Below are 14,969 nucleotides of genomic sequence, written 5' to 3'. Positions count from 1 at the left end.
CGGGAACTCCTCAGACCGCCAGCGCGGCCGGTCGCCGGCGGCGATACCACGACGCGGTAAGCATCTTCACGAGCACGGTCGCGGTGAACATCGAGGTGATCACGCCGAATGCCACCGTGACGGCGAAGCCCTTCACCGGTCCAGAGCCAAGGGCGTAGAGCAGGGCCATCTTGATGATCACCGTCAGGTTGCTGTCGAGAATGGTGCCGGTCGCCTTGGTGAAGCCGGTCTGGATTGCCGAAAGCGGGGTTCGCCCGAGCCGTACCTCTTCGCGAACCCGTTCGTTGATCAGGATGTTCGCATCGACGGCCATTCCGATCGACAACAGGAGGCCGGCGATGCCGGGCAGCGTCAGGGTCGCCTGAAGCATCGCGAGGATGGCAAGTGTCAGGACAAGGTTCGCCACGATTGCGATGTTGGCGAACCAGCCGAACAGCCCGTAGCTCGCCGCCATGTAGGCGCAGACCAGCACGAAGCCGACCGCGACCGAGAGCAGTCCGGCGCGGATCGCGTCCGCGCCGAGATCGGGTCCGACGGTGCGTTCCTCGACCACCGTCAGCGGCGCAGGCAGTGCGCCGGCGCGCAGCAGCACCGCGAGATCGTTCGCCGTGCGGACGTTGAAGCTGCCGGAGATCTGGCCCCTGCCTGCGGTGATCGGCTCACGGATGACGGGGGCGGTGATCACCCGGTCGTCGAGGACGATGGCGAAGGGGCGGCCGACATTGGCGCGGGTGATGTCGGCGAAGCGCCGCTGGCCGACGCTGTCGAAGCTGAAATTCACCACCCATTCGCCTGTCTGCGGGTTCTGCCCGGCGCGCGCATCGGTCAGGTTCGCGCCGTCGACCTCGACGCGCCGGCGCACGGCGTAGCGCTGCTCCTGCCCCTGCGGGCCTTCGCCGCGCAGGAACTGCACGCCGGGCGGCGGGGAGGGCGCGGCGAGGTTGGCGTTCTCGTCGAGCAGATGGAACGTCATCCGCGCCGTCTTGCCGATCAATTGCTTGATGCGCTCGGGGTCCTGCACGCCGGGAAGCTGCACGAGCAGGCGGTTCGCGCCCTGCCGCTGGATGAGCGCCTCGGCCACGCCGCTCTCATCGACGCGTCGACGAACGATCTCGATCGACTGCTCGACGGCCTGCGTCGCCTTCTCGCGCAGGAGTGGCTCGGACAGCGCAATCGTCACCTGGCCAGCGGCGGTCGCCTGCACGTCGATGTCGGGCTGGCTCTGGCCCATCGTGGTGGTGATCGGGGTCGACAACTCGCGAAGCAGGCGTGTCGCCTCGGGGGCCTGGCTGGGGTCGGTCAGGCGAAGCGTGACATTACGCTCGCCCGCCTGCAGCCCCGTGTAGTTTATGCCTGCACCACGCAGCCGCGTACGCGTGCTGTCGACGATGTTCTCCAGCCGCTCCCGAACCACCGTCTGCATGTCGACCTCCAGCAGGAGGTAGCTGCCGCCCCTGAGGTCGAGGCCAAGCTGGAACGTCCGCAGCGGCACGATGTCCGTGATGGGGGCAAGGGTGGCGCGAGGCAGGAAGGACGGCAGCGCCAGCAGGGCTGCGAGCGCGATAACGGACCAGGTGAGGAGCACCTTCCAGCGAGCAAAGTACATCATGATGGGCTTTCAAGTGCTCCGTCTCTCGGGGCCGTGGCATGCGCCCCCACTGGCGGCCCGGCCCGAATCGCGGGCGGAGAATGCCCGCGCTGCCGCAGGCGGGCAACCGCCCCCTGGGTCAAGAGCGCGCGGGGGTCGGGGGAGCGCGCGGGCGCTACCGCGCGCTGACCACCTCTGCGCCGCGCAGCGTGTTGTTGAGATAGAATTCGTCGCGCGGGAAGAGGTCGGTGTTGACCTCCTCGGCGTCGCCGCGCGGCGTATCGGGCCCCCAGACGCGCGCTTCGGCCGCGAAGAGTGCTGGAAAACCAGTGGTATCGACGCGTGCCTTGCGGGCCCATTCCTGGAACTCTGGGCTTGCGATGCGGGCGAGCAGGGCCTCGCGGTCGAACGGGATGGGCTGGTCGCTGCCGATGACGATGGAGATCGGCAGTAGCATCAGCACATGCGGGAAGGCGGCGAGGAAGCTCCGCGCCACCCGCTCCGTCGGCGCCCATTGCACGAAGATGCCGCCCGGCTTCAGGCTCTCGCGCACCAGCGACAGGAACTCGACGGAGTAGAGCATGCCGCTGTGCGAGGTCTGCGGCAGGATCGCATCCGCTTCCACGACGTCGTAGCGGGCACCGGAGACGAAGATCTCCCGCCTGCCGTCCCCCACGGCGAGGGTGAAGCGCGGGTCGGCGGTCAGCGCGGCGAGCGCGCTGTCCGGCCGGCTCGCCGCATAGTCGCGGATCACCTCATAGACGGGCGCGATGAGCTCGACCGCGCGGATGCGCTCCGACGCGGGGTTCCAGCCGGCAGCGAACGGCGTGCCGCCGGAGCCCGAGCCGATCACCAGCACGTCCTTCGGGTTCGGGTGGATCGCGGGGCCGACCGCGCCGAGGAAGAAATGGTGCGGCCAGAATGGCACGCGGCTCTGCGTATGGCCTGTGATGAACATCGGCCCGGCCTCGTCCTTGAGCCTGAGCACGACGACGCCAGAGCGGTCCTCGCCGACGATGGCGGAATGCTCCTCCGTCACGCCATGGATGCGGCCCCACCAGGCGCTGTTGGAGGGGAAGAGGATGACGGCGACGGCGAGCGCCGCGGCGAGGGCGCGCCCGGCCGTGTCGCGCACGCCGCCGCGCGCGGCAAGCACCAGCCACAACCCGAGCATCGCGAGCGCGAGCAGCCCGACCGCCTGGGCCGTGCCGGCGGTGCCGAGAACGTGCAGCAGGACGAGGCCGCCGACGAGGCTCCCCGCCGCGTTGCCAGCGATGTTGCCGACCTGAACGAGCCCCACCCGGAAGCCGACGGAGGCGAGGTCTCGCTGCACGGCCTTCTGCACCACCGGGAAGCTCATGCCGAGGAGGAAGGCGGGCGGGCCGATCAGGGCGAGAGCGAAGGCGGCGATCACCGCGAGCTCGGCCGGGCCGTGGCGGAACGTCTCCATCCCCAGGAGCCGCTCGAACCAGGCATAGCCGTAGAATTCGCGGAAGATCAGCAGCGTCACCAGCGCATAGAGCGCGGCCCAGGATTGGAGGTGGAAGAACGCCGCCCGCGTGTCCGACACGCGCCTGACCCAGCGCGCGCCCGCGACGACGCCGAACCCGTCGGCGACGAGGAACACGCCCAGGATCAGCGAGAATGAATAGGCGTTGGCCTGGCCGGCGATGCCGAGGACCCGGACCCAGAGGATCTCGAGTGCGATGATGAAGAAGCCCGAGAGGAAGACGAGCGCTGTCCAGGCCGGCAGGCCGAGCGCGCCACGCTCGGTCGGCACCGTGTCCGGCAGCGCGGCGGGGGAAAGCGGCGCTTGCCGCGGCAACTGGTTCAGCACCGCGAGGGTGAGAAGGGCAGCGAGCAGGTTCAGCGCCGCGCCGACCTGAAGGGCGACCTCGAAGCCGAGCGTGCCGACGAGCCAAAACCCGCCGAGCAGCGTGCCGGCCGCCGCACCCAGCGTGTTGATGCCGTAGAGCCAGCCGATCCGCCCGGCCGCCTGCTCGAGCCGGGCGACGACCGCGCGGGCGAGAAGCGGCAGAGAAAGCCCCATCAGCAGCGTCGGCGCGAGCAGGCCGGCGAAGCAGATCGCGAAGATCTGCCAGGTCTCGGTCATCACCGGGCCGAGGCGCTCGACGACAACGTCATACAGGAAGGGGCGGCTCAGAAGCGCGAAGCCGGCGATGCCGATCTCGCAGAGGATGAAGGCCCAGGCGGCGCGGCGGGGGTTCAGCCTGTCAGCGACGAAGCCCGCGAGGAGCGAGCCGAGCCCGAGACCTGCGAGGAAGGCGCCCACCACCAGCGCGGCGGTGACGGCGTCCGAGCCGGCGAAGAGGCCGAGCATGCGCTGCCAGATGACCTGGTAGAGAAGCGCTGCGAAGCCGGAAGCGAAGAACCCGACCGACAGGGCCGCGAGCGTGGACCATTCGCGGCTCGTTCCCGCGCGCGCCTGTGCGACAACGCCGTGCATGCTTCCCCTCTGCCATCCCCCAGACGGAGGCCAGCGCAGCGTAGCGACGCACCCGCGTCAACCGTGGCTTTTGCGCCTCGCGCCGATTTTGGCGCTTGGATGCAGGGCCAAGGTGTCGGAATGAAGGCGCGCCCGGCGGACATGTCGCCGGGCGACACGAGGAGCATGCGATGGCAGGGGTGAGGATCGCCGTGATCGGGGCCGGGCATTTCGGCCGGTTCCATGCGCAGAAGGTCGCCGCCTCGCCTGACGCCGTCCTCGTCGGCGTCCATGACCGGCATGCCGAGAGGGCCGCCTCCGTCGCCGCGGAGGTCGGCGCCCCTGTGCTCGGTTCGGCCGAAGCCGCCATCGCTGCGGCGGAGGCGGTGATCGTCGCGACCCCGACGGCCGCGCATCACCCGATCGCCGCCGCCGCGCTCGAGGCGGGGCGGCATGTTCTCGTTGAGAAGCCCGTCACCGTCACGCTCGCGGAGGCAGACGACCTGATCGCGCGTTCGGCCAGCGCCGGTCGCGTGCTGCAGGTCGGGCATCTCGAGCGCTTCTCGGCTGCGCGCGGCGCGATCGCGCGGCACATCTCCCGCCCGCTTGCGATGGAGTGCGTGCGCGTCGCGCCCTATCGCGAGCGGGGAACGGATGTGTCCGTCGTGCTCGACCTGATGATCCACGACATCGATCTCGTGCTGATGCTCGCGGCCGCCGCTCCGGTCTCGGTCGAGGCGACAGGGGCGGCGGTTCTGTCCGACACGGCCGATGTGGCGCTTGCGCGGCTTGGCTTCGCCGATGGCCGCGCCGCGAACCTCTCGGCGAGCAGGATTGCTCCGGCAACGACGCGCGCGGTGCGGCTTGCCGGGGCGGACGGGACGCTCGAGGCCGATCTCGTCGCGCGCACCCTGCGGCGTTTCGCCACGTCCGACCGTTCGGTCGCCGAGGAAAGCTGGACGGACGCGGATTCCCTTTCGGCGCAGCTTGCCGGCTTCATCGCAGCGATCCGCGGCGAGGCGGCAGTGATGGTCGGCGGCGCGGCAGGCCGCGCTGCCCTGGCTGTCGCGCTCGAGATCGAGAAGAGGATCGGAGAGGCCACGGCCAAGGCACGCGGTGCGGAACTCCTGTAGAACCAGCCGCCCTGCCGCGGGTTACTGAACCCTCAGCCCGAAGCCCGCCGCCACCGGCCGCACGGTATCCAACTCGTCGCGCTGGACGGCGTTGAGCCCGGCCGCGTCCGAAGCCGAATGGCCGAGCCAGGAGCATCATGCGTGCCCTGGCATCGGGATGGCCGATGGCCCTGGCGGATCACCTCGCTCAGCCCCTCGATCACCGCCGGCGGATTTGGTTCGTCTCGACGCCGGCCCCTCGCACCAGGGGTTCAGCCGGCGCGCGGCCGCCCCGGGGCCGGTTCGCTTGCCGTTCGCTTTACGATTCAATCTCCGCGGATACTGCTCTAGCCTCGCCGCGATCGGCCGCGAGAGCGGTCGGCGCCGGCACATTTCAGCGAGGCATCGGGAAGGGCACGCTCGATGGACGACGGGAACGGTGGGAACGGGGCGGGGATACGGCGAAGCCGGGCGGGTCCGATCATCGCGGTCGTCTTCGTCGCGGCACTTTCGATCCATGTCCTGTTCGACAGATTTGCGCCATACACCTCCGAGGCAACCCTCCAGGCCCCGGTGATCGCTGTCGCACCGAACGTGTCGGGAACGATCATCGAGGCCATGATAGGCGACAACCAGGAGGTCACGGCCGGAACAGTCCTCGCACGGATCGACCCCAGCCGCTTCGCTGCCGCCGTCATGCAGGCGCGGGCCCAGCTCGAGGAGGCGGCGCAGCGTGTCGGCGCCGGTGTGAGCGGGATCGCCGCTGCCCAGGCACAGGTGACCGAGGCGGAGGCCGCGCTCGTCAACCAGCGTCAACAGACCGCCCGCGTGCTCGAGCTCGCCCGGCGGCGGGTCTACTCCGAGGCGCAGGCCGACACGGCGAGGGCCCAGCTCGCATCGGCCGAAGCGGCTCTCGCGACGGCACGGGCCAACCTCGCCGAAGCCGAGGAAAGGCTTGGCGCGCGGGACATGAGCAACCCGCAGATCCAGGCCGCGATGGCCGCCCTCGACCGGGCGCAGCTCGATCTGATGGACACCGAGCTTCGCGCCGCCGTCGATGGTGCGGTGACGAACACCGTGCTGTCTCCCGGGCAGTTCGCTGCCGCTGGGCGGCGCGTCGCAACGATCGTCGACACCGCGAGTGCCTGGGTCATCGCCAACATTCCGGAGAACGCCCTCGCCCACGTGCGGCCGGGAGACCGCGTGGAGATCACCTTCAACGTCGCGCCCGGCCGCATCATCCGCGGTCATGTCGAGAGCATCGCATTCGGCGTCGCGCAGGGGATCGGAGCGGATGGCGAGCTTGCGCGCGTCGCCGAGCGCCGGCGCTGGCTGCGTGAGACGCAGCGCATCCCGGTCCGCATCGAGATGGAGCCGCGCGAGGACGCGCCTGCGATCCGTGTCGGCTCGCGCGCTTCCATCGTTGTGCTGACGGGTGAAGGCGAATTCGTCGCGCCGGTCGCGCGCGCGTGGCTGCGCGTCGTCTCGGTTTTCAACTATCTGTTCTGAGCGGTGACGGCTGAGCATCCGGATCGGCGGGCTGCACGCATCGCACTCGCGATGGCGATCGCTTTCGCCGGCGCGGAAGCGAGCCATGCTTCGGCCGAACTGTCTTTCATGGCACCGCTCGCGGCGGCGGCGATCGCTTCCGCACCGCCCGCCCGCATCGCCGCCCTGCTCGTCCTGCCGCCATTGGCCTGGGCGCTCGCCATCGCGGCGGGCTTCGCGACGCAGTGGCTGCATGGGCTTCCGCTCGCCCTCGCCGTGCTGCAGTTCGCGGTGTTCCGGTTCGGGTTCGCGCTCGCGCGCGACCCGCGCCGCGGCGTCCCAAGCGTGCTGGTGCTGATCGTCTTCTCGGTGCTGCCGGTCGTGCTCGTCCGCGCTGAGGAACTCGCCACGGATCTCGCCTGGTGGCTCTGCGTGAACATTGCCATCGGCGTCGGTGCCGTCATGGCGGCGCGGACCCTGCTGCCCGAGCCCCCTGCGGCTCCCCGATCGCACGCGCCAAGGCTTGCGCCTGTCTCGCCGGGAATCGCCGCCGCGGCGCTGCTCGTCGCGGTCGTCCTCGCGGCCTGGATGAATCCGCCAGCGAAAGGCGCGCTGCTGATCAGCGTGCTCCTCTCGCTGCGCGCCGACGGCGCCGGGCCGGATGCCGTGGCGTATGCCCGCTTCGGCGCCGCGCTGATCGGGGGCGGTGCGGCTTGGCTTGCCTGGGAACTCCTTGGCCTGGCGCCGAGCCTCCCCGTGCTGTTCGCGACGACGCTCCTGCTCGCCTGGGCGATGGCGCGGCGCTTCGCGCGCGGCGGCCCGGAGGCGACCATGTGGCTCAAGTCGCTGAACGCATTCTCGATCCTGCTCGGGGAGGGAACCTCGCTGCTGTTCGAGAATACCGAGGAGCGCCTCGGCATCCGCATCGCCGGGGTGACGATCGGTCTCGCCTACGGCGCCGTCGTGCTCTGGCTGTTCAGCCCACGCGAGGCAGGGCTCAGGCGCGCGGCTGCCTGATGGCCGCTAGCACGGCCTCCGCCGCCGCCTCGCTCGGTGCAGCTCCGCCGGGCGCGGAGAGGGCGGCGCGAAGTTCCGCATAGGCCGCACGCTGGGCCGTTGACGCCATCTGGTCCGTCAGCAACGGTGCGAGCGCCCCGGCAAGTCGCTCAGGCGTGCAGGCTTCCTGGATCAGCTCCGGGATGGCAGGGCGGCTCGCGAGCAGGTTCACGAGCGAGGCGTGCCCGACCTTCACCAGCCGCCGCACGATCGCCGCGGTGAGCGGGTTCACCTTGTAGGCGACGACCTGCGGCACGCCCGCGAGCGCGACCTCGAGCGAGGACGTGCCCGATTTCACGAGCGCGGCCGTCGCGGCAGCCAGCGCATCGCGCTTGCCCGCCTCCGTGTCGACGAGCGTGACGTCGGGCCAGGCGGAGGCGATGCGCGCGGCGTGGCGCGGCAGGACGAGCGCGGCGGGCGCGAGACCTGGCACGCGTCCACGCAGCAGGCCGATCGCCTCGCCGAACACGGGCAGGTGTCGCGTGAGCTCGCCGCCGCGGCTTCCGGGCATCACTGCGAGAACCGGCGCGTCTGCGCCGATCCCGTGACGCTCCCGGAACGCAGCACCGTCGCCCTGCTCGACGCCTTCGAGGATCGGATGTCCGACGAACTGTGCCTCGATGCCGGCGCGGGCGAAGAACGCAGGTTCGAAGGGCAGCAGGCACAGAAGCCGGTCGACCGCGCGCGCGATGCGCTTCACCCGCCACGGCCGCCAGGCCCAGACCTGCGGGGCAACGTAGTGGATGGTGCGTATGCCCTTCGGGCGGACGCGCCCTGCAAGCCGAAGCGTGAAGGACGGCGCGTCGATTGTGACCAGCGCCGCGGGGCGCTTCGCGAGGATGTCTGCCTCCGTCTCGCCCATGCGGCGTATCAGCCGCGCGAGCGAGGGAAGCACCTCGGCAAGGCCCATCAGAGACAGCTCCTCCATCGGGAAGAGGGAGGCGAGGCCGCGCTCCTGCATCCGCGGGCCGCCGATGCCCGCGAACCGGATGGAGGGATCGCGCGCGGCAAGCGCCTCCATCAGCCGCGCGCCGAGATTGTCTCCCGATGCCTCGCCGGCGACGAGGTAGAGAAGCGTCATTCGGCGAGAAGGCGGCGAACCGCCCCCTCGAGCGCATCGGCGACCGCGAAGAGCTCGGCGAGCTCGACATTCTCGTCTCCGCCGCCCATGCCGTGCGGTGTCGGGCCGAACACGGCGGTGGGGATGCCGGCGAGACGGAACAGCCGCGCATCGGAGGCGCCGACCCGCATGTTGAGAACCGGCCGCGATCCGAGAACCGGGGCAGCCGCGTCGGCGAGTGCAGCGAACACCGGGTGCGCGGGCGGCGTGACGGTCGGTTCCCACGCGACATCGACCGTCATCGTCACGGAAGGAAGGTCGGCGATGGCGGCCTTCGCCGCGGCGATCACCTCCGCCGTCGTCACACCCGGAGGCACGCGGATGTCGCAGCCTGCCTCTGCCGTGTCCGGCACGAGGTTGGGGCTCGTTCCCGCGACGATCCGGCCGAGGTTGACGGTGATGCGCGACAGCGTCGCTGCCTCGCCCGCGCCGCCGAGTGGCTCGCTGACGGGCTTCGCCGCCTCGATGGCGGCGGCGACCTCGGCGGGAAGCGTCACGGGCCGGTCACGGAGCGCGAGGATGCGCCGCGCGGCCTCCATCACCGCCTCGGCCGCGTTCTCGCCGCGATGTACATGCGCCCCGTGCGCCGGGCGGCCGGTGGCGCGAAGCGTCAGCCACACCATGCCCTTCTCGCCGAAGCGGATCACGCCGGGGCTTCCCGCATCGGTCACGATGCAGCATTCGCCGCGCACCTCCGGCACCGTCTCGAGAAGGAAGGCCGAACCGTCCTTGCCCATGCTCTCCTCGTCGCCCGCGAGCGCGAGCACGACCTCTCCGGCCCAGTCCCGCCTGGCGGAGAGGGCGGCGAGCACGGCGACGGTGGCGGCGATGCCGCCCTTCATGTCCGCTGCACCGCGCCCGTAGAGCCTGCCCTCGCGCACCGAGGGGGCGTAGGGCGGCGAGGTCCAGCGTGATGCCTCGCCCGCCGGATAGGTGTCGAGATGGCCCGAGAGCACGATGCGCCGGCCGGGCCGCGCGCCCTTCAGGACGGCGACGAGGTTGTGCACCGGCTCGCGCTTCACATGCCGGCTCACCGAAACGCCGTCGATCGCGCCGAGGATGCGGGCGGCCTCGTCCGCCACCGCGCGCGTGTCGCCCGGCGGCGTCTCGGAGGGGATCGCGATCAGGGCGGTGGCGGTACGGAGGATCAGGTCATGGTCGGTCATGCGGAACGGTCCGGACTGTGAATGACGGGGCATGGGGGAACGGGGACGGGGGGCCAGTCCGCGTGGTTCAGCACCGCGCCCTCCCGCCGCACTGCCTCGAGGCCGGCGGGGTCGAGGGTCGCGAGCACGAGGCCCGGGGCATCCGTTGCCGCCTCGGCGATGATGCCGTCCTCTGCGAAGCCGCGATCGGCCGGGCCGTAGATGCCCGCGCGCCCGGTGTTCGCATCGAGGCTCTCGCATCCCGCCATCGCCCCGACCGTCGGCGCGACGGCGACGAAGACCTGGTTCTCGATCGCCCGGGCGCGGGCGGAGACGGTGACGCGCGTCGCCCCATTCGGCGTGTCGGTGGAGGCGGGAACGAGGACGGCCCAGGCCCCGGCCTCGACCTGCGCGCGAACGAGTGGGGGGAACTCGACGTCGTAGCAGACGGCGATGCCCAGGCGCCCCCAGGGCGTGTCGAACACGGCTGGCCAGCCGCCTGGCACGAGCGTCCAGGACGCGCGCTCGAACCCCGTGCGGGTGCGCTTCTCCTGAAACCCCGCGACCCCGGCGGGGGAGACGAGCGGGCAGGCATTGACGATGCCCCCGGCATCGTTCCGCCGCAGCACCGTGCCGCCGGCGATCCACAGCCCGTGCCGCGCGGCCGCCGCGGCCATCTCCGCGACGAGCCGATCGGCCTCGTCCGCCGCGGCGTCGCGCTCGGCCATGGCGGAGCCGCCTCCGCGGGCGAAGGCGCCTTCGCAGGGGGCGTACTCGGGAAGAAGCAGAAGATCGGCGCGCTCCCGGCGCGCGGTCTCGCACCAATGGTCGAGCTTCGCGGCGAAGCCGTCCTCGCGGCCGACGGGCCAGGCGAGGGCCGCAAGGCGAAGGGGGCGCGTCACGGCAGAGGCGCGTCGCCGAGTGAGCGGATCCAGAAGGAGAGGTCGTGCCGGCACTCCGCCTCGCCGCCGATCTCCCGCCAGGCCATGTGGCAGACGAGGCGCGGATAGGGAACGTAGCCGCGGCGGCGCCAGAACCCGTCCAGCGGCCGGTAGCCCTGCGGCCGCCGCGCATCGCCCTCTGGCCGGACGACGGCGCAGAAGCAGGCATGGGTCGTGCCCGTCCACGACGCGGCGTGCTTCTCTCGGGCATCGAAGAAGGCGTGGCCGATGCCGCGGCCACGATATTCGGGAAGAAGAACGGACTCGCCGAAATAGAAGAACCGCTCGCAGTCGAGCCCATGGTCGTGAAACGGAGCGCGGATCATGTCGGCCTCGGCGGCCAGCGGCAGGCACGTCGCCGCGCCGACCACCTCGGCCCCGTCGCGCACCAGAACGACCGCGCCGCCATCGCGCGTGTAGCGGGCGAGGTAGGAGGCCTCGTAGGCCGGGTCGCCCTCGTACAGGTAGGGGTATTCGCGGAACACGGCGATCCGCAGCCGCGCGAGGTCCTTCAGGTGAGGAAGGAGCGCGGGGCCGGTCAGGGTTTCGACCTTCAGCGTATCGCCATCCATGGCCCCATGCTTAGAGTGCGCCGCGCCTGTCGGCAATGAAGGGGTTGGTGCGTGGACGTCACGGAGGGGATCGGCGTGGTCGCCGGGGTGCTGACGACGGTTGCCTTCGTTCCCCAGGCCTGGAAGACGCTGCGCACCAGGAGTGCCGGGGATTTCGCCCTGCCGATGCTGCTTCTGTTCTGCCTCGGGCTTGCGATGTGGCTTGCCTACGGGCTGATGAAGTCTGCGCCCGGCCTCATCCTCGCCAACACCGTCACGCTTGCGCTCGCCCTCGCGATCCTCTGGGTCAAGCTGAAGGAAGGCCGTTAGCGCCTTTCCCTGATCGCCGCCTCCTGCGCGGCGGCCGTGTTGAAGGCAACCAGCCCATCCTCGATCACCGCGCGATCCAGGTCGCGGACGATGAAGACGATGCGCGAGCGGCGGTCCTCCGTCCCGTCCTCTCGCTTCGGCCATTCGGGGAGCGGTGCGGGCGGGTGGAGAAGGTGCTGCACGCCGTGCAGGGCGATCGGCCGGTCCTGGCCCACGATGTCGAGGATGCCCTTGATGCGGAGGAGCGATTCCCCGCGGGTGGCGATCAGCATCTCGAGCCAGGTGGCGAGCCCCGGCCAGTGGAGCGGTTCCTCGAAGGTCAGGCAGAAGGAGTGGATGCGCGCATCGTGGCGGTTCCGGTCATGCGCGTCCTGCCCCTCCGCGTGATGGTGGTGGTGGTCGTGGCGATGCTCGTGGCCGTGGGGGTGATGGTGGTCGTGATGGTGGCCATGCGCGTGCCCCCCATAGGCCTCGGCGTTCAGCCAGGCGGCGACGTCGGGGATCTTGCGCGAGGGATCGAACAGCCCGGCGTGAAGGATCGCGGCCGGCTCGAGCTCTCCCATCGTCGCGGTGACGCGCCGCGCGCCGGGGTTCAGCCGCGCGAGCCTGAGCGAGAGGTCGGCCAGCACCTCGGAGCCGGCGAGGTCTGTCTTGGTCAGGACCAGGCGGTCGGCCACTGCGGCCTGCTTCACGCTTTCGGGCTGCGCGTCGAGCGTCGCTGCCCCCGTCACGGCATCGACCGTGGTGACGATGCCGTCGAGCCTGTAGCGCGATACGATGTCGGGCTCCGCCATCAGCGTGTGCAGGATGGGCGCGGGGTCTGCGAGGCCCGTCGTCTCGATCACCACGCGGTCGAACGAGATCTCACCCGCATCGGCGCGGGCGGCGAGGCGGCGCAGACTGTCGACGAGCTCGCCGCGCACCGTACAGCAGAGGCATCCCGAGGAGAGGAGCACCACATCGCCATCGACCTTCTCGACCATCAGGTGGTCGAGCCCGATCTCGCCGAACTCGTTGATGAGCACGGCGGTGCGTGCGAGCTCGGGGCGGCGGAGCAGGCGGTTGAGAAGCGTCGTCTTGCCGCTGCCGAGGAAGCCGGTCAGCACCGTGACGGGGATGAGTGCGCTCATGCGCCCGGCCTGCCGTACAGCACCGCGGGGTCGGCGAGCGGCTCGGCGATCGTCGTCACCGCCCCGTCGCGGATCGCCGTGAAGAAGCAGGAGCGGCGGCCGGTGTGGCAGGCAACGCCGTCCTGCTCGACGAGAAGCAGCACGGCATCGCCGTCGCAGTCGAGCCGCATCTCGACGAGGCGCTGCGCCTGGCCGGAGGTCTCGCCCTTGCGCCAGAGCGCGGCCCGGCTTCGGCTCCAGTAGCAGACGCGGCCTGTGGCGAGCGTCTCCGCCGCCGCCTCGCGGTTCATCCAGGCGAGCATCAGCACCTCGCCGGTCGCGGCGTCCTGGGCGATCGCGGTGACGAGCCCGTTCGCATCGAAGCGCATCGCATCGAGCAGGGCCGCGCGGGCGTCATCGGGCGGCGGAACGTAAGGGGGCACGGCGTGTCCTTCGCGTCTCCTGATGATCAATATAATATAACGCGAGGAGGATCGCGCACCATGGCAGCCGAGGCCGATGCGAGGGATGGGGAGGCCGCGCTCGAGCGGGCGGAGCAGCATTGCGCCGCGCGCGGGGCGAAGCTCACCGCGCTGAGGCGCCAGGTGCTCGGTCTGATCCTCGACAGCCCAGTGCCGCTTGGCGCCTACACGCTGCTCGACAGGCTGAAGACGACGCACCCGGGGGCCGCGCCGCCGACCGTCTATCGAGCGCTCGAGTTCCTCACCGAACACCGGCTCGTGCACCGCATCGAGCGGCTCAACGCCTTCATCGGCTGCCGCGTGGGCTGTTCCGATGCCTGCGCCGATCATGGCCACGAGCATGACCACGCGCATGCGGCGCAGTTCCTGATCTGCGGGAGCTGCGGCGGCGTGGAGGAAATCGAGGATGCGGGGGTGGGTTCGGCCCTCGCCGCCGCCTCACGCCGCGCAGGCTTCCGCCCCGCGCACGCGACGGTGGAGGTCGAAGGCCTCTGCCGCGGCTGCGCCGGCCTGCCAGGATAGGTCCGCCCCGGTACCGATCGTTAACGCCTCGCGCGCACCCTGTCCGCCTATTGCGGGTTCAGGAGATGGCAGGCAATGCGATTCCGGATGGGGCTTCTGCCCCTGCTTGCCCTGGCGAATGCGGTGGTGCTCGTGTCCGCTGCCTGTGTCGGCTGGCGGATGACCGGAGCGTATGACGAGGCGTTCAGCGCCTTCCGCCGCGCTTCCGCGCAATCGATGCTCGATGTCCGCGTCACGGGCGATGCCTGGGAACGCTATGCGGGCGAGGTCGCCTCGCTCGCCCAGGCGATCACCCAGCCGCAGCCGATCCGCCAGGCCCTGGCGCGCCGCGACGCCGAGGCGCTCGGCCCGATCCTTGCCGAGGAGTGGCGGCGCGGCGTGGTCAGCTCCGGCCGCATCGCCATGCTCGGGCTCGTGGTCCTCGATGCCGAGATGAAGCCTGTCGCCTCCGCCTGGCCGGGCGGGGCGGAAACGCTCGACCCAGCCCTGCTCGCCCGGGCCGCGTCGCGCGAGGGGCAGGAGCGGCTGCGCCTGCTCCAGGCCACGTGGCTCTCGGACGGGCGGCCGCGGCTGACCGTGCTCGCCCCGATCGGCGGGCTTCGGCTCGCGGGCTATCTCGCGATCACGGCAGACCCGCTATCCGCCCTCGCCGGCATCGACGAGGCGCTGTCGATGGCGGTGCGGTTCACCCGGCTTGCCGATGGCGCGACCCTCGCCGATCTCCGCAACATTCCCACTCCCGAAGGACCCGCGGCGGAGCCTGCGCGACTGACCCTGAAGGGCATCGACGGCGCGCCGCTTGCCTGGACGGAGACGATCGCCGATCTCTCCGTCCTGCGGGCAGAGCTCGCCGCGATCCGCCACGGCGCGCTCCTTCAGTTCCTCGCCGTCTCCGGCTTGGCCGCGTTCGCGGCGACGGCGGTGGTGTGGCTCGTGATCCGCCGCGCCAGGCGCGCGACGGACGAGGCCGCCGCCGCACTCGCCGCACGCGAGGCCGAGGCACGCGCGGCGGAGGCGGAACGGGCCGCGCTCCTGCACAGGGCCGAGCAGGACGCCGCCGCTGCGCGCGAGGAAGCGAC

14 protein-coding genes are annotated in these 14,969 nt (G+C 71.1%); 6 read left to right on the top strand and 8 right to left on the bottom strand.

Going from position 1 to position 14,969, the window contains the following annotated elements; all coding sequences use genetic code 11:
- Window positions 1–10: 10 nt before the first annotated feature.
- Together secD and FIF60_RS00065 are read right to left on the bottom strand one after the other, a co-directional pair.
- Window positions 11–1,612, bottom strand: coding sequence for a protein translocase subunit SecD (gene secD / locus FIF60_RS00070; protein ID WP_456305136.1), 1,602 nt, complete (start codon window positions 1,610–1,612; stop codon window positions 11–13).
- A 151-nt stretch (window positions 1,613–1,763) separates the two neighbouring features.
- A complete protein-coding gene (locus FIF60_RS00065; protein WP_144182547.1) occupies window positions 1,764–4,055 on the bottom strand; it encodes a fused MFS/spermidine synthase in 2,292 nt (763 codons plus the stop codon).
- 170 nt (window positions 4,056–4,225) lie between these two features.
- Here FIF60_RS00065 and FIF60_RS00060 point away from each other — a divergent pair, with 170 nt between their 5' ends.
- The 3 genes from FIF60_RS00060 (at window position 4,226) to FIF60_RS00050 (ending at window position 7,651) form a co-directional block, all read left to right on the top strand.
- Window positions 4,226–5,167, top strand: a complete 942-nt coding sequence (locus tag FIF60_RS00060) for a Gfo/Idh/MocA family protein (protein WP_144182545.1) — start codon at window positions 4,226–4,228, stop codon at window positions 5,165–5,167.
- A gap of 402 nt (window positions 5,168–5,569) precedes the next feature.
- Window positions 5,570–6,655: an HlyD family secretion protein gene (locus FIF60_RS00055; protein WP_144182543.1), complete on the top strand. Its 1,086-nt coding sequence runs from the start codon at window positions 5,570–5,572 to the stop codon at window positions 6,653–6,655.
- A gap of 51 nt (window positions 6,656–6,706) precedes the next feature.
- Window positions 6,707–7,651, top strand: a complete 945-nt coding sequence (locus FIF60_RS00050; RefSeq protein ID WP_144182541.1) for a hypothetical protein — start codon at window positions 6,707–6,709, stop codon at window positions 7,649–7,651.
- Here FIF60_RS00050 and lpxB read toward each other — a convergent pair.
- Genes lpxB through FIF60_RS00030 form a run of 4 tightly spaced genes read right to left on the bottom strand, consistent with a single transcriptional unit; the run spans window position 7,632 to window position 11,468 of the window.
- On the bottom strand, window positions 7,632–8,771 hold the full coding sequence (lpxB, locus tag FIF60_RS00045; RefSeq protein WP_144182539.1) for a lipid-A-disaccharide synthase: 1,140 nt from the start codon (window positions 8,769–8,771) through the stop codon (window positions 7,632–7,634). The genes FIF60_RS00050 and lpxB overlap by 20 nt on opposite strands.
- Window positions 8,768–9,976, bottom strand: coding sequence for a M20/M25/M40 family metallo-hydrolase (locus FIF60_RS00040; protein ID WP_144182537.1), 1,209 nt, complete (start codon window positions 9,974–9,976; stop codon window positions 8,768–8,770). Before FIF60_RS00040 ends, lpxB begins: the two co-directional genes overlap by 4 nt.
- Window positions 9,973–10,857, bottom strand: a complete 885-nt coding sequence (locus tag FIF60_RS00035) for a nitrilase-related carbon-nitrogen hydrolase (protein ID WP_144182535.1) — start codon at window positions 10,855–10,857, stop codon at window positions 9,973–9,975. The genes FIF60_RS00040 and FIF60_RS00035 overlap by 4 nt, the downstream gene beginning before the upstream one ends.
- Complete coding sequence (locus FIF60_RS00030; protein ID WP_144182533.1) at window positions 10,854–11,468, bottom strand: GNAT family N-acetyltransferase; 615 nt, start codon at window positions 11,466–11,468, stop codon at window positions 10,854–10,856. Before FIF60_RS00030 ends, FIF60_RS00035 begins: the two co-directional genes overlap by 4 nt.
- Before the next feature lie 51 nt (window positions 11,469–11,519).
- On the opposite strand from FIF60_RS00030, the gene FIF60_RS00025 reads away from it, so the two are divergent.
- A complete protein-coding gene (locus tag FIF60_RS00025; RefSeq protein WP_144182531.1) occupies window positions 11,520–11,777 on the top strand; it encodes a SemiSWEET family sugar transporter in 258 nt (85 codons plus the stop codon).
- On the opposite strand, the gene FIF60_RS00020 is transcribed toward FIF60_RS00025, so the two are convergent.
- Together FIF60_RS00020 and hisI are read right to left on the bottom strand one after the other, a co-directional pair.
- Complete coding sequence (locus FIF60_RS00020) at window positions 11,774–12,907, bottom strand: CobW family GTP-binding protein (protein WP_144182529.1); 1,134 nt, start codon at window positions 12,905–12,907, stop codon at window positions 11,774–11,776. The genes FIF60_RS00025 and FIF60_RS00020 overlap by 4 nt on opposite strands.
- Window positions 12,904–13,329 carry a phosphoribosyl-AMP cyclohydrolase gene (gene hisI / locus FIF60_RS00015; RefSeq protein ID WP_275426694.1) on the bottom strand — a complete coding sequence of 142 codons (426 nt, stop codon included), beginning with the start codon at window positions 13,327–13,329 and terminating at the stop codon, window positions 12,904–12,906. The genes FIF60_RS00020 and hisI overlap by 4 nt, the downstream gene beginning before the upstream one ends.
- Window positions 13,330–13,389: 60 nt before the next feature.
- Here hisI and FIF60_RS00010 point away from each other — a divergent pair, with 60 nt between their 5' ends.
- Together FIF60_RS00010 and FIF60_RS00005 are read left to right on the top strand one after the other, a co-directional pair.
- A complete protein-coding gene (locus tag FIF60_RS00010; protein ID WP_144182525.1) occupies window positions 13,390–13,890 on the top strand; it encodes a Fur family transcriptional regulator in 501 nt (166 codons plus the stop codon).
- Window positions 13,891–13,965: 75 nt separating this feature from the next.
- A partial coding sequence (locus FIF60_RS00005) for a hypothetical protein (RefSeq protein ID WP_204251036.1) occupies window positions 13,966–14,969 on the top strand: 1,004 nt, incomplete at its 3' end.

Origin of the sequence: Elioraea rosea (assembly GCF_007644105.1) — a bacterium.
Taxonomy (GTDB): Bacteria; Pseudomonadota; Alphaproteobacteria; order Acetobacterales; family Acetobacteraceae; genus Elioraea_A; species Elioraea_A rosea.
Note: the sequence above shows the minus strand (reverse complement) of the source record. Positions and strands in the feature narration are given on the sequence as shown.

What these genes read in the sequence shown, in the direction of transcription:
- FIF60_RS00040 (WP_144182537.1), bottom strand. Translation starts at nt 9,976, where the DNA reads ATGACCGACCATGACCTGATCCTCCGTACCGCCACCGCCCTGATCGCG.
- FIF60_RS00060 (WP_144182545.1), top strand. Translation starts at nt 4,226, where the DNA reads ATGGCAGGGGTGAGGATCGCCGTGATCGGGGCCGGGCATTTCGGCCGG.
- FIF60_RS00050 (WP_144182541.1), top strand. Translation starts at nt 6,707, where the DNA reads ATGGCGATCGCTTTCGCCGGCGCGGAAGCGAGCCATGCTTCGGCCGAA.
- FIF60_RS00065 (WP_144182547.1), bottom strand. Translation starts at nt 4,055, where the DNA reads ATGCACGGCGTTGTCGCACAGGCGCGCGCGGGAACGAGCCGCGAATGG.
- lpxB (WP_144182539.1), bottom strand. Translation starts at nt 8,771, where the DNA reads ATGACGCTTCTCTACCTCGTCGCCGGCGAGGCATCGGGAGACAATCTC.
- FIF60_RS00020 (WP_144182529.1), bottom strand. Translation starts at nt 12,907, where the DNA reads ATGAGCGCACTCATCCCCGTCACGGTGCTGACCGGCTTCCTCGGCAGC.
- FIF60_RS00055 (WP_144182543.1), top strand. Translation starts at nt 5,570, where the DNA reads ATGGACGACGGGAACGGTGGGAACGGGGCGGGGATACGGCGAAGCCGG.
- FIF60_RS00010 (WP_144182525.1), top strand. Translation starts at nt 13,390, where the DNA reads ATGGCAGCCGAGGCCGATGCGAGGGATGGGGAGGCCGCGCTCGAGCGG.
- FIF60_RS00030 (WP_144182533.1), bottom strand. Translation starts at nt 11,468, where the DNA reads ATGGATGGCGATACGCTGAAGGTCGAAACCCTGACCGGCCCCGCGCTC.